Genomic DNA, 20,302 nt, shown 5'->3' with positions numbered 1-20,302 from the left:
CAGCGCTCGTTTTGTGTGAGCTTATGCCTCTATATCAACGATCCGCCGCACGAGAGGAGATCATCTCGTACGGCGGAATCGAAGAGTTACCTCATCTGCGCGGCTGGGCGTCCAGGACCTGCTGGAGCGCCTCGAATTCCTCGACGCACTTGCCGGAGCCGAGCGCCACGCTGTCCAGCGGGTCCTCGGCGATGTGGATCGGCATGCCGGTCTCCCGGCGCAGCCGCTCGTCCAGACCGCGCAGCAGGGCGCCGCCGCCGGTCAGCACGATTCCCCTGTCCATGATGTCGCCGGACAGCTCCGGCGGGCACTTGTCGAGGGTGGTCTTGACGGCGTCGACGATCGCGTTGACCGGTTCCTCGATCGCCTTGCGGACCTCGGCGGCGGAGATGACGACGGTCTTCGGCAGGCCGGACACCAGGTCGCGGCCGCGGATCTCGGTGTGTTCGTCGGAGTCGAGTTCGTACGCGGAACCGATCGTGATCTTGATTTGTTCGGCCGTCCGCTCACCGAGGAGGAGGCTGTACTCCTTCTTGATGTGCTGGATGATCGCGTTGTCCAGTTCGTCGCCGGCCACGCGGATGGACTGGGCGGTGACGATGCCGCCGAGCGAGATGACCGCGACCTCCGTGGTGCCGCCGCCGATGTCCACCACCATGTTGCCGGTGGCCTCGTGGACCGGCAGGCCGGAACCGATGGCGGCGGCCATGGGCTCCTCGATGATGTGCACCTGGCGGGCGCCGGCCTGCGACGACGCCTCGATGACCGCGCGGCGCTCGACACCGGTGATACCGGAGGGCACGCACACGACCACGCGCGGGCGGGCGAGGTAGCGCCGCTTGTGGATCTTCAGGATGAAGTAACGGAGCATCCGCTCGGTGATCTCGAAGTCGGCGATCACGCCGTCCTTCAGCGGCCGGACGGCGACGATGTTGCCGGGCGTGCGCCCGATCATCTTCTTCGCCTCCGCGCCGACCGCGAGAATTCCACCGGTGTTCGTGTTGATCGCGACGACGGACGGCTCGTTGAGTACGATCCCGCGACCCCTGACGTACACCAGCGTGTTGGCGGTCCCGAGGTCGACAGCCATGTCACGGCCGATGAACGACATTGAGTTCCCCATCAGGATTCGTCTGGCCTTCCCGGGAGCTTTTGAGGGCATTTCAGGTCGGCGAAGTGGGTGCTGTGACGTGAAGGCTTCCATCGTAGACGCGCCTGCACGAACACTGCGCGAGGGTCTTCGCCATTGTCAGCATGTACGGGGCCGCCTCGCTTGTGGAGACGGTCCAACGGGGCCATGCGTTCCCCCGATCGGCACGCATATGCGGAGGGACGGCCGAAATCGTTCGGCCGCCCCAGGTCATGCGGATCGACGGCCTGACGCCACATCAGAAAGATCCACGAAAACTCCGTACGGAGCGCATCGGGGCCTCGTGGTGCTAGGCCCTGTCGTCACATTCCCGCCTGCCCTGCGACGCCATGCACGCTCCCCCAGCCTTCGGCCGGGGGGGACCCCCAGAGCACGCACCTGACGCCGCAGGGCCGCCCTCCGGGCGACGACGGGAATGTGACGACAGGGCCTAGGCGCGGCCCGGGAAGAAGATCTTGACCTCGCGTTCGGCGGACTCCTCGGAGTCGGACGCGTGGATCAGGTTCTCACGGACGATCACGCCGAAGTCGCCGCGGATGGAGCCGGGCGCGGCGGCGATCGGGTCGGTGGGGCCGGCGAGGGCGCGGATGCCCTCGATGACCCGTTCGCCCTCGACGATCAGGGCGACGACCGGGCCGGAGGACATGAACTCGACGAGCGGCTCGTAGAACGGCTTGCCGACGTGCTCGCCGTAGTGCTGCTCCAGGGTGGCCCGGTCCAGGGTGCGCAGTTCCAGCGCGGTGATCTGCCAGCCGGCCTTGCGCTCGATACGGCCGATGATCTCGCCGGTCAGGCCGCGACGGACGGCGTCGGGCTTGAGCAGGACGAGGGTGCGCTGGGTCACGAGGGCTCCTTCGGGTACTGACGTGTGCGGTGAGGGCAGGCTACAGGGCGGGTCCGGGGGCCCGTTACGCAGCGTCAGGTGTGGAGGGGGCCCCGGTCCCCGCGGCGGCCTGCGCCGCGAAGCGGGCCTTGGCTTCGTCGATCTTCCGGCCGTAGTGCACCGAGGCCCACCACAGACCCGCGAAGACCGCGCCCAGGAAGTACATCGTCGGGACGAAGACACCGGAGGCGATCAGGGCGAGCTGCAGGGCCCAGCCGAGAGCGACGCCGCCCGGGCGGGTGATCACCCCGCACAGGGCCACGCACAGGGCCATCGCGACGCCGCTGACCAGCCACACCGTGGCGGCGGACAGGTCGGGGTCCTTCATGGCGACCAGGGCGGCGAAGCCGATCACGAAGAACTCGCCGATCAGCGTCGAGGAACACAGCGTGCGCATGGTCAGCCCCTCCCGAGGAGCAGTCGGGCCTCGCCCACGGTGATGACGGAGCCGGTGACCAGCACCCCGCCGCCGGCGAACTCGCCCTCTTCCTCGGCCAGCGTGATCGCGGCCTCCAGGGCGTCCGGCAGCCGCGGTTCGACCTGGACGCGGTCCTCGCCGAAGACGTCGACGGCGATCGCGGCCAGTTCGTCCGCGTCCATCGCGCGGTGACTGGTGTTCTGGGTGATCACGACCTCGGCGAAGACCGGCTCGAAGGCCTCCAGGAGGCCCCGGACGTTCTTGTCGGCGCTGGCCCCGACCACGCCGATCAGCCGGCTGAAGTCGAAGGCCTCGCCGACGGCCTCGGCGGTGGCGCGGGCGCCGGCCGGGTTGTGGGCGGCGTCCAGGACGACGGTGGGAGAGCGTCGTACGACTTCGAGGCGGCCCGGCGAGGAGACCCCGGCGAACGCCTTGCGGACCGTGTCGATGTCGAGGGGCTCGGGGCGCTGGGAGCCGACCCCGAAGAACGCCTCGACGGCGGCGAGCGCGACGGACGCGTTGTGGGCCTGGTAGGGGCCGTGCAGCGGGAGATAGACCCCGCTGTACTCGCCGCCCAGGCCGCGCAGGGTGAGCAGCTGGCCACCGACGGCGACCTGGCGGGCGACGACGCCGAACTCCAGGCCTTCGCGGGCCACGGTCGCGTCCACCTCGACGGCCTTCTTCAGCAGCACCTGGGCCGCGTCCACGGGCTGCTGGGCCAGGATGACCGTCGCGTCCTGCTTGATGATCCCGGCCTTCTCGGCGGCGATCTCCGCGGTGGTGCCGCCGAGCCGGTCGGTGTGGTCGAGGTCGATGGGGGTGACCACGGCGACGTCGCCGTCGATGACGTTCGTGGCGTCCCAGGAGCCGCCCATGCCGACCTCGACGACCGCGACGTCCACGGGGGCGTCCGCGAACGCCGCGTACGCCATGCCGGTGAGCACCTCGAAGAAGGACAGCCGGTGGTCCTGCTGGGAGTCGACCAGGTCGAGGTAGGGCTTGATGTCGTGGAACGTCTCGATGAACCGCTCGGCGGAGACCGGGGCGCCGTCGAGGCTGATGCGCTCGGTGATCGACTGGACGTGCGGGCTGGTGTAGCGGCCGGTGCGCAGTTCGAAGGCGCCGAGCAGGGCCTCGATCATGCGGGCGGTGGAGGTCTTGCCGTTGGTACCGGTGATGTGGATCGAGGGGTACGAGCGCTGCGGCTCGCCCAGCACGTCCATGAGGGCGGCGATACGGGCGACCGAGGGCTCCAGCTTGGTCTCGCCCCAGCGGGTGGCGAGCTCCGCCTCCACCTCGCGCAGGGCACGGTCGACCTCGGGGTCCTCGGGGCGGGCCGGGACGTCGGGCTGCTGCGGACCGCCCTGGGTACGCAGGGTCCGGCTGCCGGCCTCGATCACCGCGAGATCGGGGTCGCGGTCCGTCTCGGCCGAGATGATCTCGTCGAAGTCGTCGAAACTCTCGTTGGGGTCGCGCGGGGGCAGATCACTCACGGAACCAGTCTACGGAGCCACCCGCATCCACGTACGCGCGGTCACCACCGACGGGAGCAGCGCCGGCCGCCAGCGCCGGGGACGGCTCGCCGACCACCCGCGGGGGCCTGCCGGTCGGCGGCACGGTCGGTGGGCGGGGGCGAGCGTGTCGCAGCGGCGGGCGCGGGTTGACGCCGACACGGACGGGCGCGCCGTCCCTCCTGGAGGAGGGGCGGCGCGCCCGTCGGGGTGGTCGGGGGTCACGCCTCCGGGAGGCGGTCCAGTTGGGTCTGGAGGCGGGTGATGTCCTCGTCCGCCTTGGCGAGGCGGCCGCGGATCTTGTCCACCACGTTGTCCGGGGCCTTCGCCAGGAACGCCTCGTTGCCGAGCTTGGCCGTCGCCTGTGCCTTCTCCTTCTCGGCCGCCGCGAGGTCCTTCGCCAGGCGCTTGCGCTCCGCGGCGACGTCGATGGTGCCGGAGAGGTCCAGGGCGACCTCGGCGCCGGCGACCGGCAGGGTGGCGGTGGCGGTGAACGTGTCGCCCTCCGGCTGGAGGCGCAGCAGCTGGCGGATCGCGGCCTCGTGCGGGGCCAGCGCCGTGCCGTCCAGGGTCAGGCGCGCCGGGACCCGCTGGCCGGGCTGGAGGCCCTGGTCGGCGCGGAAGCGGCGGACCTCGGTGATGACGGACTGGAGGGTTTCGATCTCGCGTTCGGCGGCCTGGTCCCGGAAGCCCGAGTCCTTCGGCCAGTCGGCGATCACGACGGACTCGCCGCCGGTCAGCGTGGTCCACAGGGTGTCCGTGACGAACGGGACGACCGGGTGGAGCAGCTTGAGCGTGACGTCGAGGACCTCGCCGAGGACGCGCTGGGAGACCTCGGCGCCCCGGCCGCCCGCCTGGAAGGTGGTCTTGGACAGCTCGACGTACCAGTCGAAGACCTCGTCCCACGCGAAGTGGAAGAGGGAGTCGGACAGCTTCGCGAACTGGAAGTCGTCGTAGAACGCGTCGACTTCCGCGACCGTCTCGTTCAGGCGGGAGAGGATCCAGCGGTCGGTCGCCGACATCTCGGCGGCGTCCGGGAGCGGGCCCTCGACGGTCGCGCCGTTCATCAGCGCGAACCGGGTCGCGTTCCAGATCTTGTTGGCGAAGTTGCGGGACGCCTGGACCCAGTCCTCGCCGATCGGGACGTCGGTGCCGGGGTTGGCACCGCGGGCCAGGGTGAAGCGGACGGCGTCGGAGCCGTACTTGTCCATCCAGTCCAGCGGGTCGACGACGTTGCCGAAGGACTTCGACATCTTCTTGCCGCGCTCGTCACGGACCAGGCCGGTCAGCGCGATGGTGCGGAAGGGGACCTCGCCGTCCATGGCGTACAGGCCGAACATCATCATCCGGGCGACCCAGAAGAAGATGATGTCGTGGCCGGTGAGCAGGACGTCGGTCGGGTAGAACTTCCGCAGGTCGGCGGTCTGTTCGGGCCAGCCGAGGGTGGAGAACGGCCACAGGCCGGAGGAGAACCAGGTGTCGAGGACGTCGGTGTCCTGCGTCCAGCCCTCACCGGTGGGCGGCTGCTCGTCGGGGCCGACGCAGACGACCTCGCCGTCCGGGCCGTACCAGACGGGGATGCGGTGGCCCCACCACAGCTGGCGCGAGATGCACCAGTCGTGCATGTTGTCGACCCAGTCGAAGTACCGCTTCGACATGTCCTCGGGGTGGATCCTCACCCGGCCGTCGCGGACCGCGTCGCCCGCGGCCTGCGCGAGCGGGCCGACCTTGACCCACCACTGCATGGACAGGCGCGGCTCGATGGTGGTCTTGCAGCGCGAACAGTGGCCGACGGAGTGGACGTAGGGCCGCTTCTCGGCGACGATCCGGCCCTGCGAGCGCAGGGCGCCGACGATCGCCGAGCGGGCCTCGAAGCGGTCCAGACCCTGGAAGGGGCCGTGGGCCGTGATGACGGCACGCTCGTCCATCACGGTGATGGACTCCAGGCCGTGGCGCTGGCCGATCGCGAAGTCGTTCGGGTCGTGGGCCGGGGTGACCTTGACGGCGCCCGTGCCGAACTCCGGGTCGACGTGCGCGTCCGCGACGACCGGGATGGTGCGGTCGGTCAGCGGGAGCTTGATGCGCTTGCCGACGAGGTGGCGGTAGCGCTCGTCGTCGGGGTGGACGGCGACGGCCGTGTCACCGAGCATCGTCTCCGCGCGGGTGGTGGCGACGACCAGCGTCTCCTCGCCCTCGCCGTACTTGATGGAGACCAGCTCGCCGTCGTCCTCCTGGTACTCCACCTCGATGTCCGAGATGGCCGTCAGACAGCGCGGGCACCAGTTGATGATGCGCTCGGCGCGGTAGATCAGCTCGTCGTCGTAGAGCTTCTTGAAGATGGTCTGGACGGCCTTGGACAGGCCCTCGTCCATGGTGAAGCGCTCGCGGTCCCAGTCGACGCCGTCGCCGAGCCGGCGCATCTGGCCGAGGATCTTGCCGCCGTACTCTTCCTTCCACTGCCAGACCCGCTCGACGAACTCCTCGCGGCCCAGGTCGTGGCGGGACTTGCCCTCCTCGGCGAGCTGCTGCTCGACCTTGTTCTGGGTGGCGATGCCGGCGTGGTCCATGCCCGGCAGCCACAGCGCCTCGAAGCCCTGCATGCGCTTGCGGCGGGTCAGCGCGTCCATCAGCGTGTGCTGGAAGGCGTGGCCCAGGTGCAGCGAGCCGGTGACGTTCGGCGGGGGGATGACGATGGTGTACGGGGGCTTGTCGCTCTTGGCGTCGGCCGCGAAGTAACCGCGCTCCACCCAGCGCTCGTACAGCGCCCGCTCTACATCGGCCGGCGCGTACTGGGTCGGCAGTTCGGTGCTGGGCGCGGTGGGCTGCTGCTGAGCGTTCTCGGTCACGGGGCTCAGTTTAGAGGTGTCCCGGGCGTGTCCCGAAACGCGTTTGTTCTGTAACGGCGAAGACCCCCGCGCCGTGGGTCCCCTGTGACTGCGCCAGGATGTGAGGAACACATAAGCATCTGGAGGGGAACCCAGAGATGAGCTACAACCAGCCGGGCCCGTACGGGGGGCCGCCGCCTCAGCAGCCGGGACCGTACGGGCAGCAGCCGGGTCCGTACGGCTCGCCGCCGCAGGCGCCCCAGCCCGGCTACGGCTACCCCCAGCAGGCGCCTGAGGCCCAGCCCGGGCCCTACGGGCAGCAGCCCCCGCAGCCGGGGTACGGCTACCCGCAGCAGGGCGTTCCCCCGCAGCAGAACCCCTACGGGCAGCAGCCGCCACCGTACGGCCAGCCGCCGTACGGCCAGCCGCCCTACGGCGCTCCGCAGCCGCCGGCTTCGGGGGGCGGGAAGAAGAAGACGGGCCTGATCATCGGGGCGGTGGCGGTGGTGGCCGCCGTCGCGGTGGGCGCGTACTTCGTGCTCGCGGGCGGTGGGAGCGGGCTGACGGACGACGGGCCGCACAAGCTCACCGCGCCGGCCTCCCTGCTGTCCGCCAAGTACCAGCGGGTGGGTGACTCCAGCGAGGAGAAGGCGAGTTCGAGCGACGCGAAGGACCTCGCGCAGGCCGGTGTCACCGACGCCACCTCGGTCAACGCGATCTACTCGACCGTCGACCTGCAGTCCCTGAAGCTCACCGATCCGACGGACGTGGCGAAGGCGCAGACCGCCGAGAACGTCACCCTGTTCGGGGTGTACGGCACGGTGAAGGACCCGCAGACGGCGCTCGACGTCACCTTCGCGAACATGAAGAAGGACGGTTCCTCGTCCGACGGCGTGCAGTTCGTCGGCGACGCGCAGTCCGTGTCCCCGGCCGGCCTGGACGGCGCGGTGATGAAGTGCCAGCAGGCGAAGGGCAAGAACCAGCTCACCGGCAAGACCCAGACGGCGTACCTGTGCATCTGGGCGGACTACAGCACCATCGGCATCGTGGAGCCGACGGCGGCGGTGAAGACGTACAGCGTCGACGAGTCGGCGAAGATCGCCGCCGACGTACGGGGTGAGGTGCGCGTCGCCAGGTAGGCGGGCGGAGGACGACGAAAGCGCCGGGCCCCTCCGAGGAGGGGCCCGGCGCTTTCGTGCGCTTGCGAGTCGAGCGCGGTCACGCCGACTTCTGCTCGCCCGATCCCCGGCCGCGGGCGTCGCGGGGGATCAGGGTCGGGTTGACGTTGGAGTGGACGACGTCGGCCGTGATGACGACGCGGGCCACGTCCTTGCGGGACGGCACCTCGTACATCACCGACATCAGGACCTCCTCCATGATGGCGCGCAGGCCGCGGGCGCCGGTCTGGCGGAGGATGGCCTGGTCGGCGATGGCCTCCAGGGCCTCGCGCTCGAAGTCCAGCTCCACACCGTCGAGTTCGAACAGGCGCTGGTACTGCTTGACCAGCGCGTTGCGCGGCTCGACGAGGATCTGGAGGAGGGCTTCCCGGTCCAGGTTGTGGACGCTGGTGATGACGGGGAGGCGGCCGATGAACTCGGGGATCATGCCGAACTTGACCAGGTCCTCGGGCATGACGTCCTCGAACTGGTCCTTGGCCTCCAGCTCCCGCTTGGAGCGGATGGTGGCGCCGAAGCCGATGCCCTTGGCGCCCGCCCGGGACTCGATGATCTTCTCCAGTCCGGCGAACGCGCCGCCCACGATGAACAGCACGTTCGTCGTGTCGATCTGGATGAACTCCTGGTGCGGGTGCTTGCGGCCGCCCTGCGGCGGGACGGAGGCCGTGGTGCCTTCGAGGATCTTCAGCAGGGCCTGCTGGACGCCCTCACCGGAGACGTCCCGGGTGATCGACGGGTTTTCGCTCTTCCGGGCGACCTTGTCGATCTCGTCGATGTAGATGATCCCGGTCTCGGCCTTCTTGACGTCGTAGTCGGCGGCCTGGATCAGCTTGAGGAGGATGTTCTCGACGTCCTCGCCCACGTAGCCGGCCTCCGTCAGCGCGGTGGCGTCGGCGATCGCGAACGGGACGTTCAGCATGCGGGCCAGGGTCTGCGCCAGGAGGGTCTTGCCGGAGCCCGTGGGGCCCAGCAGCAGGATGTTGGACTTCGCCAACTCGATGGCGTCGTCACGGCCTTGGGCGCCGCCGTTCTCCCCTGCCTGGACGCGCTTGTAGTGGTTGTACACCGCGACCGAGAGGGCCTTCTTGGCGGGCTCCTGGCCCACCACGTAGCCCTCCAGGAACTCGTAGATCTCGCGGGGCTTGGGGAGTTCCTCCCAGCGCACCTCGCTCGTCTCGGCGAGCTCCTCCTCGATGATCTCGTTGCAGAGATCGATGCACTCGTCGCAGATGTACACACCGGGCCCTGCGATGAGCTTCTTGACCTGCTTCTGGCTCTTGCCGCAGAACGAGCACTTGAGCAGATCGCCGCCGTCACCGATGCGTGCCACGGTGTGCTTCCCCTTCGCCTGGGAGACGCCTGGACTCTGTCGAATCCAGCGGCTCCTGGTGCTGCCTTATGTCGACGGTACCTTGCCCGGGCCCCCGTACGGGCCCCCCTTGGCACGGTTCACTTTGACGTGCACCTTGCCTAGCACGTCGTCAAACCGTGCCAAGGGCGGCAGAGAATACATCCTCTGTCAGCGGCCTCGGTCAGCGGACGGACGAGTTGTTCATCTTCCGGGTGGAGATGATCTGGTCCACGATGCCGTACTCGAGCGCTTCCTCGGCCGTGAGGATCTTGTCGCGCTCGATGTCCTCGCGGACCTGCTCGATCGGCCGGTTGGAGTGCTTGGCCAGCATGTCCTCCAGCTGTTCCCGCATCCGCGTGAACTCGTTGGCGATGATCTCCAGGTCGGAGAGCTGGCCCCGGCCGGTGGAACCGGCCGGCTGGTGGATCAGCACCCGGGAGTTCGGCAGCGCCATGCGCTTGCCGGGCGTGCCGGCGGCCAGCAGGATGGCCGCGGCGGAGGCCGCCTGGCCCATGCAGACCGTCTGGATGTCGGGCTTCACGAACTGCATCGTGTCGTAGATCGCCGTGAGGGCGGTCATGTCGCCGCCCGGGCTGTTGATGTAGATCGAGATGTCCCGGTCGGGGTCCATCGACTCCAGGCACAGCAGCTGCGCCATGACGTCGTTGGCGGAGGCGTCGTCGATCTGGACGCCGAGGAAGATCACGCGCTCCTCGAAGAGCTTCGCGTACGGGTCGTACTCGCGGATGCCCTGGGAGGTGCGCTCGACGAAGCGCGGGATGACATAGCGGGCGTCGGGCCGGGGCCCGTCGTAGCGGGCGTCAGCGGCGCCGGGGATGTTGCTCATGAGGGTGTTCACCGTCCTGGTGGCGTTCGGGGGGCTGGAGTCGCGGAGCGTGGCGTGGCCGGGCCTGGTCTCAGGCGCCGGTGCCACCGCCTCCCGGAACACCGGAGGCATGCGTGATGATCCCGTCGATGAGACCGTACTCCTTGGCCTCTTCCGGGGTGAACCAGCGGTCGCGGTCGGCATCGCGGAGGATCGTCTCGATCGACTGACCGGAGTGCAGCGCGGTCAGCTCCGTCATGGTCTTCTTGGTGCGCAGCAGGTACTGGGCCTGGATCTTGATGTCCGAGACCGTACCGCCGAGGCCCGCGGAGCCCTGGTGCATCATGATGTCCGTGTGCGGCAGGGCGAAGCGCTTGCCGGCGGTGCCGCCGGTGAGCAGGAACTGGCCCATCGAGGCCGCCATGCCCATGCCGATGGTCACCACGTCGTTCGGGATGAACTGCATGGTGTCGTAGATCGCCATGCCGGCCGTCACCGAGCCGCCGGGGCTGTTGATGTAGAGGAAGATGTCCTTGTCGGGGTCGGCCGCAAGGAGCAGCAGCTGCGCGGTGATCTTGTTGGCGATGTCGTCGTCGACCTGCTGGCCGAGGAAGATGATCCGCTCGCCGAGCAGCCGGTTGTAGACCTGGTCGCCGAGGCCACCACCGATGGAAGGCTCGCCGGCGGCGGAGGGCATCAGATTCGTCACGTATCCACCTGCTCGTCTTACGACGGCGCCGGGCCGTCTCACGTTTCCGTAGCCGGGGGCTTGGCTGCCCTCGTACTCATGGACCCTAACGCGATGGTCCCTTCGGGGAATCCCGGTAAGAGGGCTGTTCGCCGGGGGCGTAGCGGCTACGGCGGTGGGCCGGTCGCTACGCGCCGTGGTTGCGGGGCGCCCGGGCGCGGGCGCGGGCGGCGTGGCTTGTCGCGCAGTTCCCCGCGCCCCTCAGGGGCGCGTCGCAGCCCAGGAACGACGGAAGGGCCCCGGGGATTCGCGGTCCCAGGGGCCCCTGTACGCCGTTACGGGCGCCGGAGGGCTCAGCCCTCGGCCTTCTCCTCGGCGGCGGCGTCGGCGGCCTCGGCGGCGGCCTCAGGGGCCTCCGTCGCGCTCTCCGCCTCGTCCTCGTCCTCGTCGTCCAGGTCGACGATCTCGCCGTTGGTGTCCTTCACCGTGGCGGCCTCGACCACGACGGCCAGGGCCTTGCCGCGGGCGACCTCGCCGACCAGGAGCGGGACCTGGCCGCCCTCGACGACGGCCTGGGCGAACTGGTCGGGGGACATGCCGGAGGAGGCCGCACGCCGCATGAGGTGCTCGGTGAGCTCCTCCTGGTTGACGTTGAGGTTCTCCTTCTTGACCAGCTCGTCGAGGACGAACTGGGTCTTGATGCCCTTGACCGCGGCCTCGCGGGTCTCGGTCTCGAACTCCTCGGCGGTCTTGCCCTGGATCTCCAGGTACTTCTCGAGGTCGAGGCCCATCTGGCCGAGCTGGTGGTGCTCCAGGTTGTGCTTGCGGGTGTTGATCTCGTCCTCGAGGAGCTTCTCGGGGACGGGCACCTCGACGAGCTCCAGGAGCTTCTCGAGGACGCGCTCCTGGGCCTGGGTGGCCTGGTCGTACGTCTTCATGTTGGCGAGCCGCTTGCGGCTGTCCGCCTTCAGCTCCTCCAGGGTGTCGAACTCGGAGGCGAGCTGCGCGAACTCGTCGTCCAGCTCGGGCAGTTCACGCGCGGCGACCTGGGTGATCTTTACGGTGACCTCGGCCTCCTTGCCGGCCGCGGAGCCGCCCTTGAGCTCGGAGGTGAAGGTGGCCTCCTCGCCGGCCGACTTGCCCTTGACGGCGTCGTCGATGCCGTCGAGCAGCTCGCCGGAGCCGATGGTGTAGGAGACGCCGTTGGCGATGCCGTCCTCCAGCACCTCGCCGTCGACCTTGGCCTCCAGGTCGATGGTGACGACGTCGCCGTCCTCGGCGGGGCGCTCGACGGGAGAGGTCGAGGCGAAGCGCTCGCGGAGCTGCTCCACGGACTTCTCGACGTCCTCGTCGGTCACCTCGACGGCGTCGACCTCGACCTCGATGCCGGTGTAGTCCGGGATCTCGAGGGCGGGGCGGACGTCGACCTCGGCGGTGAAGTTCAGCGTGTCGCCGTCCTTCAGCTCGGTGATGTCGACGTCGGGCTGGCCCAGGGGGCTCAGCTCGGCCTCGTTGACCGCGTCGGTGTAGAACTTCGGAAGCGCGTCGTTGACGGCCTCCTCCAGGACCGCACCGCGGCCGAACCGCTGGTCGATGACGCGGGCCGGGATCTTGCCCTTGCGGAAGCCCTTCACCGTGACCTGCTGGTTGATCTTCTTGTACGCCGCGTCGAGGCTGTCCTTGAGCTCCTCGAAGGGCACCTCGACAGTGAGCCGAACCCGGGTCGGGTTCAGGGTCTCCACGGCGCTCTTCACGGTTCGGTCTCCTTGTGGCTGACTTCTTGGGTTCTGCCGGCGCCAGAGGGGCCCGGCGGAGTTTCGCCGCCCGGAGGAGTTCGTAGGCCGCCGTCTGGCGGGCCGGGACACACGGGCGCGCAGCTTGCATAGTAACCGCAGCCGCTCAGCGCCCCAAAAGGCGATCAAGACGGACGCCGTCAGGTGGTGGTCGGGGTGGCGGGATTTGAACCCACGGCCTTCCGCTCCCAAAGCGGACGCGCTACCAAGCTGCGCCACACCCCGTTTCCGTGCGACACGTAGGGTACATGCCCGGGCCGCCCGCGTCGGCCGCATTGTCCACCCGCGCCGGGCGCGCATCCCCACCGCACGACCTGTTGGCCTCGGCACCGGGCGACCCGCTACGATGCCTCCTGTGCCGCGGTCACCGACCTGCGGCGCGTGGTGTGCGGGCGTAGCTCAATGGTAGAGCCCTAGTCTTCCAAACTAGCTACGCGGGTTCGATTCCCGTCGCCCGCTCTGTACGACTCAGGGCCAGGTCGGAGGACGTCTCCTCCACCTGGCCCCGATCGTTTCCGGGGGCTCCGATCAGCCCGCCGCGCCCCCCTCGCGCCCTTGCGCGGCCCCTTGCTTCCTGGCTGCAACTGCGGGACTCGTCATCGACCGAGGTGCGTGGCTCCCCTGATGCCGCTCCCGCCCCGGTCCCCCGTCGCCACCGATGTCGGGGCCGTACGCGTCCGTGGAATCGATCCGCTGCCGGGCGAACCCGTCGTGCCGGCGCACAGCATGACGTGCGTCCCCGAGCGGGGCGAGCCGTAGATCACATGGCGCCCGACGGGTCACATTCCCGTCGCCCGCCCTGTACGCCGAAGGCCCAGGTGTGAGGGTGGGTCCACCCGCTCCCCGGGCCCTCCGCGCGCCCAGGGAGCGGTCCGTCGCGCGGGATCAGAAGTTGATCGAGTTTATGGTCTGCGCCAGCGAGTCGAGGAAGCGCTGGATGGACGGGGCCATCCCGGTCGAGGCGAGGAAGAAGCCGAAGAGCACGGCGACGATGGCGGGGCCCGCCTTGATGCTGCCCCCTCTCATCAGCACTACCAGGACGATCGCCAACAGCAGCACCACAGACAGTGAAATGGCCACAACTGATCACACCCTCGGTCGGTCCGCTCTCCCGGCCCAGGGGTACGGCCCCGCACCCCCGCCAGATCCATCGTGCCACCAACCCGGCCGCACTATGCGGCTCGTGACACAACGTGGACAACAGGCCCCACTCCGACAACCGCTCGCACGGGAATTCGAGGGCCCATCCACCGCTGGGCGCACGGCAATTGACGACCTTGCATTCACTGTCCACACAACCTGTGCGCAGGTAATTCGAATCGTTGTCACAGACGGGGCAAGGACGGTCCACAACAGCCCATTATGCGCCGTTTCATCGGGATGAACGGGGACATCACGGATGTAAGTGCGGGATGGAACGGCATAGGTATCGGCGTCGAACTCCTTGAATCATTCGGCGTTTCAAGGACAGTCGTCGGGCATAAGCAGGATTCGCGTCAGTGGTTTTACGAAATCGCACAGGCGCCGCTAGGGTGCCTCAGATGTCTGATGCCGCCACGTCCCCCGGCCAGAACCGAACACCGCGCCTCCCGGCCCCGCCGCCGACCGGCAGACCCCGCGACGCGTTCTTCGACAACGCCAAGTACCTGGCGATCGTGCTGGTCGCGATGGGTCACTCGTGGGAGCCGCTGAAGGGCGACAGCCGCGTCCTGGAGGCGATGTACACCGTCGTCTACGCGTTCCACATGCCGGCGTTCATCATCATCTCCGGCTACTTCTCGCGGAACTTCGACATGCGCCCGGACCGGGTGAAGAAGCTGGTCACCGGCGTCGTGGTGCCGTACGTCCTGTTCGAGACGGGCTACTCCCTCTTCCAGCGCCACGTCGGCGGCGCCGCCGACCAGGACATCAGCCTGCTCGACCCCTGGTACCTGACCTGGTTCCTGTGCGCCCTGTTCGTCTGGCGGCTGACCACCCCGATCTGGCGGACCGTCCGCCACCCCCTCCCCCTCGCCTTCGTCGTCGCGATGCTGGCGTCCGTCTCCCCCAGCATCGGTGACGACCTGGACCTCCAGCGGGTGCTGCAGTTCCTGCCCTACTTCGTGCTCGGTCTGTGCCTGCGGCCCGAGCACTTCCGGCTGGTGCGCCGGTGGCCGGTGCGGATCGCCGCGGTGCCGGTGTTCGCCGCCGCGCTGGTGTTCGCGTGGTGGTCGGTGCCGCGCATGAACACCGGGTGGTTCTACCACCGTGACTCGGCGCAGGAGCTGGGCGCGCCGTGGTGGTGCGGGCCGGTGATGGTGCTCGCCCTGTTCGGCTGCTCGCTGCTGCTGACCGCCTGTTTCCTCTCCTGGGTACCGGGCCGGCGGATGTGGTGCACGGCCCTGGGCGCCGGCACGCTCTACGGCTACCTGCTGCACGGTTTCGTCGTGAAGTACGCCGTCGACGAGGGCTGGTTCGACGCGGGGTGGCTGCACGGGCCGCTCGGCGAGATCCTCGTCACCGCGGTCGCCGGGGCGGGGGTGACGCTGCTGTGCACCGGCCCGGTCCGGCGGGTGTTCCGGTTCGCCATGGAGCCGCGGATGGACTGGGCGTTCCGGCGCGACGCGGTGGAGGCGGCCCGGGAGCGGGGGCGTCAGGGCCGGCGGAACGAGCAGAGCCGGGGCGGCCGGGAGCCGGTCAACGCCTGACGGGCGCTACGCCGGGAGACCGAGGAGGGCGCGCATCCGGGCGTACTTCTCGGTCAGCCGTTCCCGGGTGGCCTCGTCCAGTACGGCGAGCCGCCCGGGGTCGGCGTTGTGCGCGAGGTCGGCCTCCTTGACGAGCAGTGCGCCCGGGGTGCCGAGGATACGGTCGGCGTACGACTCGGGCGGCTCGCCCGGACGCCTGGTGAGGGCGAGTACGACGGCTTTCGTGCGGTCGCTCAGCGGCGCGGCCGCCAGCCACCGCTCGGTCAGGGCGTCGTCCTCGACGGAGTCGTGCAGCCAGGCGGCGGCGATCTGGTCGTCGTCCCCGCCGCGGGCCCGGACCCCGTCGGCCACGGCCGCCAGGTGCTCGGCGTAGGGGCGGCCCGCCTTGTCGGTCTGACCGGCGTGGGCGGCCCGGGCGAGTTTCTCGACCTCGGGGAGGGAGAGGCGGGGCGCGGTCATCTCGCGGCCTCGCGGCAGATCAGCAGCAGGGCCCGGTCGTCGTTGACGTCCTTGGCGACCGCCTCGATCAGGTGCCAGGCCGCGCCGTGGAAGCCGCCGGCGACATAGCGGTCGGCCTCGCCCGTCAGGCGGTCGATGCCCTCCACGATGTCCCGGTCGGACGTCTCCACCAGGCCGTCCGTGAAGAGCATCAGGACGTCTCCGGGGCGCAGGGAGCCCTTGACGGAGTCGAACTGGGCGCCGTCGTACACGCCGAGGAGCGGGCCCTCCGCGGCCTTCTCCTCCCAGCGGCCGCTGCCCGCGCTGAGCTGGAGCCCCGGCGGGTGGCCCGCGGAGTACAGCTCGTAGTCGCCGGAGTCGAGGTCGAGGACCAGGTGGATGGAGGTCGCGAAGCCCTCGTCCCAGTCCTGGCGGAGCAGGTAGCCGTTGGCGGCCGGGAGGAAGGCGTGCGGGGGCAGGGAGCCCAGCAGGCCGCCGAACGCGCCGGAGAGCAGCAGCGCCCGGGACGCGGCGTCCATGCCCTTGCCGGAGACGTCCGTGAGGACGACCTCCATGGTGCGGCCGTTGTTCGTACGGGCCGCGACCACGAAGTCACCGGAGAAGGACTGCCCGCCGGCCGGCCGCAGGGCCATCTCGCGGTGCCAGCCCGGCGGCAGCTTCGGCAGCTTGCTCTGCACCCGGATGCGTTCGCGCAGGTCGAAGAGCATGGTGCCGCCGCGCCGCCAGGGCACGCCGACGCGGCTGCGGAACTGTGCGGTGAGCAGTCCGAAGAAACCGCAGGCGGCCACGGTCAGGACCACTCCGGGAGTGACCCGCGAGGGGCCCTCCGTGTAGGGGCCCAGCCGTACCGACTCCACGATCAGGGCCGTCGCCGCGGCCGCGTACAGGCCGAGCAGGCTCGCCGGGCGCAGCAGCAGACCGCCCGCGATGATCGGCAGGACCAGCGTGGCCGGGGAGAACCACACGGAGTTGGCGAGGGTCATGGCCGCGAGGACCGGGATGGTCAGGAGCAGTCCGGCGAGGGCGATCCAGTCGGAGCCGTCGCCGCGGAAGTAGTCCACGGCGCTTCTGCGCACGCCGACGCGGGCCCGGTGCCACTGCATCTTCCACCGGGCCGTCAGCGTCTCGGCCTTCCCGCGCCGCTCTCCGTCTGCTGCCATCAGTTCGGGACCCTATCCATCGGACCAGCTGCTTGGCACGGGAGGTCCCACTTGTCCCCCGTCCGAGACTCAACTTCAGGTGCGACTTCACAGTGAACTTCACCGGAAGGCCTCGCGTCGCCGTCCGGGAGAAATTCGCTGGCTCGTCCTGCAATGCCCTGGTAGGCATGGCGCATGACGACCGAACACCCGACCGACGTGAAAGTCCTGCGTAGCGAGGAGTTCGACGGGTGGTGGGACCACCTGGTGCGGGCCTTCGGGGCCGGTCCGGCCTCGGCCGGGGAACGCGAGCTGGACCGGTCCCTCACCGAGACCGAGCGTGCGCTGGCCGTGTGGGACGGGCCCGAACTCGTCGGCACGAGCGGGGCGTTCCGTTTCCGGATGACCGTGCCGGGCGGTGCCGTGCTGCCCACGGCGGGCATCACCATGGTGAGTGTGTCCGCGACGCACCGGCGGCGCGGGGTGCTGACGTCGATGATGCGGCGCCAGCTGGACGACCTGCGGGAGTGGGGCGAGCCGCTCGCCGTGCTCACCGCCTCCGAGCCGGCGATCTACGGCCGCTTCGGGTACGGCGCCGCGACCCACCAGCTGCTCGCCGACATCGACACGAGCCGGGTGACGCTGGACGTGCCGGCCGGCACCGACGCCGTACGGCTGCGGTACGCCGGGCCGGCCGAGGTGCTCGCCGAGTGCGAGGCGGTGTACGCGCGCACCGTGCCGCTGCGCCCCGGGATGCTGGTCCGGCAGCCCGGCTGGGAGCGGGCGGGGCTGCTGGACCCGGAGAGCGAGCGGGACGGGGCGTCGGCGCTGCAGTGCGTGGTCGCCGAGCGGGACGGGGAGGTCACCGGGTTCGCCCGGTTCCGTACGAAGCTGGGCTGGGGGGCGGGCGGGCACGACGGCACGGTGACGCTGGAGGAGCTGGCCGCGCTCGATCCGGCGACCGACGCGGCGCTGTGGCGGTTCCTGTTCGGCATCGACCTGATGACGACGCTGGTGGTGCGCAGGCGGCCGGTCGACGACGCCTGGCAGTACCTGGTCTCCGACATCCGGCGCTGCCGTACCCGGGTGCGGGACATGGGGTACGTGCGGCTCGTCGACGTCGGCGCGGCGCTCGCGGCGCGTACGTACCAGGCGCCGGTGGACGTGGTGCTGGAGGTGGCCGACGCCTTCTGCCCCTGGAACGCGGGGCGTTGGCGGCTCACCGGGGACGCCAAGGGCGCCTCCTGCGAGCGTACGGCCGACGCGGCCGACCTCGCGCTGTCCGTACGGGAGTTGGGGACGGTGTACCTCGGCGGCGTCTCCCTGCTGTCGCTGGCGCGGGCCGGGCGGGTGCGGGAGCTGCGGGCGGGGGCGCTGGCGGAGGCGTCGGTGGCGTTCGGGTCACCGGTGCTGCCGTGGCTGCCGCACGGTTTCTGACGCGCGGTCGCCCGAGGGGCTGTCCGGCGGATCAGGTCGCAGGGAAGGCAACGGTGACTCGTCGGCCGAGGTGAGTGGGGTCTGGGGCGTCCGGCTGCACGGCGGAGGAGCCGTGGCCGATCAGCCGCTGCCGCGGCGGGCGACGCGGTGGGGGCACCTCCCGGCCGGAGGCTGGGGGACGTCGGGGACCGACGACAACGCCGCTGGGGGGTCCCCCCACGCCTTTCGGGCAGTGGGGAGGGCGCCCCAGACCCCGCGTCTGCGGCATGATCCGCCGGACAGCCTCTCGGGGCGGCGGTCAGCTCCGCTGGCAGCCGGGGCACCAGAAGAGGTTGCGGGACGCGAGGTCGGCGGTGCGGATCTCGGTTCCGCAGAGGTGGCAGGGCAGGGTGGCCCGGCGGTAGACGTACACCTCTCCGCCGTGGTCGTCGACGCGCGGCGGGCGGCCCATCGCCTCCGGGGTGTGCTCGGGCCGGACGGTGTCGATCCGGTTGTTGCGGACCCCCTCGTGCATGAGGGCGACGAGATCGCCCCAGACGGCGTCCCACTCGGCCGGGGTGACGTCCCGGCCGGCGCGGTAGGGGTCGATGCGCTGCCGGAACAGCACCTCGGCGCGGTAGACGTTGCCGACGCCCGCGACGACCTTCTGGTCCATGAGCAGCGCGGCGACGGTGGTGCGGCTCCGGGAGATCCTCCGGTACGCGAGGGCCAGGTCGGCGTCGTCGCGGAGCGGGTCGGGGCCGAGCCGGGCGTGTACGGCCGCCTTCTCCGCGTCGTTGATCAGGGCGCAGGTGGTGGGGCCGCGCAGGTCGACGTAGGAGGTGGCGTCGGTGAGGCGCAGCCGGACCGTGTCGGCGGCCGGGGGCGCGGGGACGGCGCCGAAGGTGACCTTGCCGAAGAGGCCGAGGTGGATGTGCACCCAGTCGCTGTCGCGGAAGCCGAGGAAGAGGTGTTTGCCGTGCGCCTCGGTGCGGGTGAGGGGGGTGCCGTCGACGAGGCTCGCGGCGTCGGAGAACTTGCCCTGCGGGCTGCTGGCGCGGACGGGGCCGGTGAGACGGCCGTAGTCCAGCGCCAGCCGGTGGATCGTGTGCCCTTCTGGCACGAGCCGCTATTCCTTTCCGCCCACCCACCGACTCGGTCGGCCGAGAGGCGAGGACGAGGGGGCCGGGTGCCGGGGGCCCGGTGCAGGAGCCCGGTGGGTGGGGGGGCTACGGCTGGGGGTGGTGTGGGGGGATCGGAGGGAGGGCGCCCGTCTTCTCGTACTCCGCCAGCATGTCGATGCGGCGGATGTGGCGCTCCTCCTCGGAGAACGGCGTGTTCAGGAACGTCTCGACGAACTTCGTCGCCTCGTCCTGCGTGTGCATGCGCGCGCCCACCGCGACGACGTTCGCGTTGTTGTGCTGCCGGCCGAGCGACGCGGTCTCCTCGCTCCAGGCGAGGGCCGAGCGGACGCCCTTGACCTTGTTCGCGGCGATCTGCTCGCCGTTGCCGGAGCCGCCGATCACGACGCCGAGGGACTCGGGGTCCGCCGCCGTCCGCTCGGCCGCGCGGAGGCAGAACGGCGGGTAGTCGTCCTGGGCGTCGTAGATGTGGGGGCCGCAGTCCACGGGGTCGTGGCCCGCCGCCTTCAGCCACTCGACGAGGTGGTTCTTGAGTTCGAAGCCCGCATGGTCGGAGCCGAGATACACGCGCATGGCACGAGTGTGACATGGCACCGAACGTGGGGCAGTGCGGGGGCCGGGCCCCGCGAGGGGCGGGGCCCGGGCGGCGGGTTCCCGCCCGCGCCGGAGCGGTTCGGCAGGAACAGCGGGGCGCGGGGGGGGGGGGGGCCCCCCGCCCCCCCCCCCCCCCGCGCGGGGGGGGGGGGGGGGGGGGCCCCCCAGGCCGGGGGGGGGGCCCCCCCCCCCCGGGCGGGGCCCCGGCCCGCACCCGGGGGCCGGGGGGGGCCTGCCCCCCCGGC

At 70.5% G+C, this 20,302-nt stretch carries 17 protein-coding genes and 2 tRNA genes; 4 read left to right on the top strand and 15 right to left on the bottom strand.

The genetic code is table 11. The annotated features are described in order from the left end of the window. Window positions 1-91: 91 nt before the first annotated feature. From ACZ3KP_RS24995 to ACZ3KP_RS24975, 5 genes are all read right to left on the bottom strand, one after another. Entirely contained in the window at window positions 92-1,111 is a 1,020-nt protein-coding gene (locus ACZ3KP_RS24995) for a rod shape-determining protein (protein ID WP_046734341.1), read from the bottom strand. Window positions 1,112-1,580: 469 nt separating this feature from the next. Beyond that, entirely contained in the window at window positions 1,581-1,994 is a 414-nt protein-coding gene (gene ndk / locus ACZ3KP_RS24990) for a nucleoside-diphosphate kinase (protein WP_132886821.1), read from the bottom strand. A 64-nt stretch (window positions 1,995-2,058) separates the two neighbouring features. Then, window positions 2,059-2,430 (bottom strand): DUF4233 domain-containing protein, encoded by a 372-nt coding sequence (locus ACZ3KP_RS24985; protein WP_358972761.1) that lies wholly within the window; start codon window positions 2,428-2,430, stop codon window positions 2,059-2,061. Window positions 2,431-2,432: 2 nt separating this feature from the next. Then, window positions 2,433-3,944, bottom strand: coding sequence for a bifunctional tetrahydrofolate synthase/dihydrofolate synthase (gene folC, locus ACZ3KP_RS24980; protein ID WP_467501801.1), 1,512 nt, complete (start codon window positions 3,942-3,944; stop codon window positions 2,433-2,435). 239 nt (window positions 3,945-4,183) lie between these two features. Continuing rightward, on the bottom strand, window positions 4,184-6,808 hold the full coding sequence (locus ACZ3KP_RS24975; protein WP_467501800.1) for a valine--tRNA ligase: 2,625 nt from the start codon (window positions 6,806-6,808) through the stop codon (window positions 4,184-4,186). A gap of 137 nt (window positions 6,809-6,945) precedes the next feature. Between ACZ3KP_RS24975 and ACZ3KP_RS24970 the strand changes: the two genes are divergently transcribed. Beyond that, on the top strand, window positions 6,946-7,926 hold the full coding sequence (locus ACZ3KP_RS24970; protein WP_467501799.1) for a hypothetical protein: 981 nt from the start codon (window positions 6,946-6,948) through the stop codon (window positions 7,924-7,926). Between the two features lie 79 nt (window positions 7,927-8,005). Here the strand turns inward: ACZ3KP_RS24970 and clpX are convergent, their stop codons facing one another. From clpX to ACZ3KP_RS24945, 5 genes are all read right to left on the bottom strand, one after another. Further along, on the bottom strand, window positions 8,006-9,292 hold the full coding sequence (clpX, locus tag ACZ3KP_RS24965; protein WP_132886825.1) for an ATP-dependent Clp protease ATP-binding subunit ClpX: 1,287 nt from the start codon (window positions 9,290-9,292) through the stop codon (window positions 8,006-8,008). 202 nt (window positions 9,293-9,494) lie between these two features. After that, the gene (locus ACZ3KP_RS24960; protein WP_089107499.1) at window positions 9,495-10,160 is read right to left on the bottom strand and encodes an ATP-dependent Clp protease proteolytic subunit; all 666 of its coding nucleotides are present in this window, start codon (window positions 10,158-10,160) and stop codon (window positions 9,495-9,497) included. A gap of 70 nt (window positions 10,161-10,230) precedes the next feature. After that, complete coding sequence (locus ACZ3KP_RS24955; RefSeq protein WP_132887059.1) at window positions 10,231-10,836, bottom strand: ATP-dependent Clp protease proteolytic subunit; 606 nt, start codon at window positions 10,834-10,836, stop codon at window positions 10,231-10,233. 344 nt (window positions 10,837-11,180) lie between these two features. Further along, window positions 11,181-12,581 (bottom strand): trigger factor, encoded by a 1,401-nt coding sequence (gene tig / locus ACZ3KP_RS24950; protein WP_467501798.1) that lies wholly within the window; start codon window positions 12,579-12,581, stop codon window positions 11,181-11,183. A 187-nt stretch (window positions 12,582-12,768) separates the two neighbouring features. Beyond that, window positions 12,769-12,845 (bottom strand) — tRNA-Pro (locus tag ACZ3KP_RS24945). 163 nt (window positions 12,846-13,008) lie between these two features. On the opposite strand from ACZ3KP_RS24945, the gene ACZ3KP_RS24940 reads away from it, so the two are divergent. Beyond that, window positions 13,009-13,079, top strand: a tRNA-Gly gene (locus ACZ3KP_RS24940). A 426-nt stretch (window positions 13,080-13,505) separates the two neighbouring features. Here the strand turns inward: ACZ3KP_RS24940 and ACZ3KP_RS24935 are convergent. Continuing rightward, the gene (locus tag ACZ3KP_RS24935; RefSeq protein WP_046734331.1) at window positions 13,506-13,700 is read right to left on the bottom strand and encodes a hypothetical protein; all 195 of its coding nucleotides are present in this window, start codon (window positions 13,698-13,700) and stop codon (window positions 13,506-13,508) included. A gap of 461 nt (window positions 13,701-14,161) precedes the next feature. Here ACZ3KP_RS24935 and ACZ3KP_RS24930 point away from each other — a divergent pair, with 461 nt between their 5' ends. Next, window positions 14,162-15,307 carry an acyltransferase family protein gene (locus ACZ3KP_RS24930; RefSeq protein WP_467501797.1) on the top strand — a complete coding sequence of 382 codons (1,146 nt, stop codon included), beginning with the start codon at window positions 14,162-14,164 and terminating at the stop codon, window positions 15,305-15,307. A gap of 6 nt (window positions 15,308-15,313) precedes the next feature. Here the strand turns inward: ACZ3KP_RS24930 and ACZ3KP_RS24925 are convergent, their stop codons facing one another. Further along, window positions 15,314-15,766, bottom strand: coding sequence for an HD domain-containing protein (locus ACZ3KP_RS24925; protein ID WP_467501796.1), 453 nt, complete (start codon window positions 15,764-15,766; stop codon window positions 15,314-15,316). Next, entirely contained in the window at window positions 15,763-16,926 is a 1,164-nt protein-coding gene (locus ACZ3KP_RS24920) for a PP2C family protein-serine/threonine phosphatase (protein ID WP_358972736.1), read from the bottom strand. The genes ACZ3KP_RS24925 and ACZ3KP_RS24920 overlap by 4 nt, the downstream gene beginning before the upstream one ends. 174 nt (window positions 16,927-17,100) lie before the next feature. Between ACZ3KP_RS24920 and ACZ3KP_RS24915 the strand changes: the two genes are divergently transcribed. Next, complete coding sequence (locus ACZ3KP_RS24915; protein WP_467501795.1) at window positions 17,101-18,342, top strand: GNAT family N-acetyltransferase; 1,242 nt, start codon at window positions 17,101-17,103, stop codon at window positions 18,340-18,342. A 298-nt stretch (window positions 18,343-18,640) separates the two neighbouring features. Here ACZ3KP_RS24915 and ACZ3KP_RS24910 read toward each other — a convergent pair whose 3' ends face one another. Beyond that, window positions 18,641-19,444, bottom strand: coding sequence for an Fpg/Nei family DNA glycosylase (locus ACZ3KP_RS24910; protein ID WP_467501794.1), 804 nt, complete (start codon window positions 19,442-19,444; stop codon window positions 18,641-18,643). Between the two features lie 106 nt (window positions 19,445-19,550). Next, window positions 19,551-20,036 (bottom strand): ribose-5-phosphate isomerase, encoded by a 486-nt coding sequence (locus ACZ3KP_RS24905; protein ID WP_358972729.1) that lies wholly within the window; start codon window positions 20,034-20,036, stop codon window positions 19,551-19,553. Window positions 20,037-20,302: the final 266 nt, after the last annotated feature.

The sequence above is a fragment of the Streptomyces sp. NPDC020958 genome, assembly GCF_055562175.1.
Note: the sequence above shows the minus strand (reverse complement) of the source record. Positions and strands in the feature narration are given on the sequence as shown.

Bases quoted from the DNA above. Each gene is read 5' to 3' on its own strand.
- ACZ3KP_RS24995 (WP_046734341.1), bottom strand. From the start codon at position 1,111: ATGTCGTTCATCGGCCGTGACATGGCTGTCGACCTCGGGACCGCCAAC.
- ACZ3KP_RS24955 (WP_132887059.1), bottom strand. From the start codon at position 10,836: ATGCCCTCCGCCGCCGGCGAGCCTTCCATCGGTGGTGGCCTCGGCGAC.
- ACZ3KP_RS24930 (WP_467501797.1), top strand. From the start codon at position 14,162: ATGTCTGATGCCGCCACGTCCCCCGGCCAGAACCGAACACCGCGCCTC.
- ACZ3KP_RS24970 (WP_467501799.1), top strand. From the start codon at position 6,946: ATGAGCTACAACCAGCCGGGCCCGTACGGGGGGCCGCCGCCTCAGCAG.
- ACZ3KP_RS24985 (WP_358972761.1), bottom strand. From the start codon at position 2,430: ATGCGCACGCTGTGTTCCTCGACGCTGATCGGCGAGTTCTTCGTGATC.
- ACZ3KP_RS24915 (WP_467501795.1), top strand. From the start codon at position 17,101: ATGACGACCGAACACCCGACCGACGTGAAAGTCCTGCGTAGCGAGGAG.
- ACZ3KP_RS24960 (WP_089107499.1), bottom strand. From the start codon at position 10,160: ATGAGCAACATCCCCGGCGCCGCTGACGCCCGCTACGACGGGCCCCGG.
- ACZ3KP_RS24905 (WP_358972729.1), bottom strand. From the start codon at position 20,036: ATGCGCGTGTATCTCGGCTCCGACCATGCGGGCTTCGAACTCAAGAAC.
- ACZ3KP_RS24920 (WP_358972736.1), bottom strand. From the start codon at position 16,926: ATGGCAGCAGACGGAGAGCGGCGCGGGAAGGCCGAGACGCTGACGGCC.
- ACZ3KP_RS24925 (WP_467501796.1), bottom strand. From the start codon at position 15,766: ATGACCGCGCCCCGCCTCTCCCTCCCCGAGGTCGAGAAACTCGCCCGG.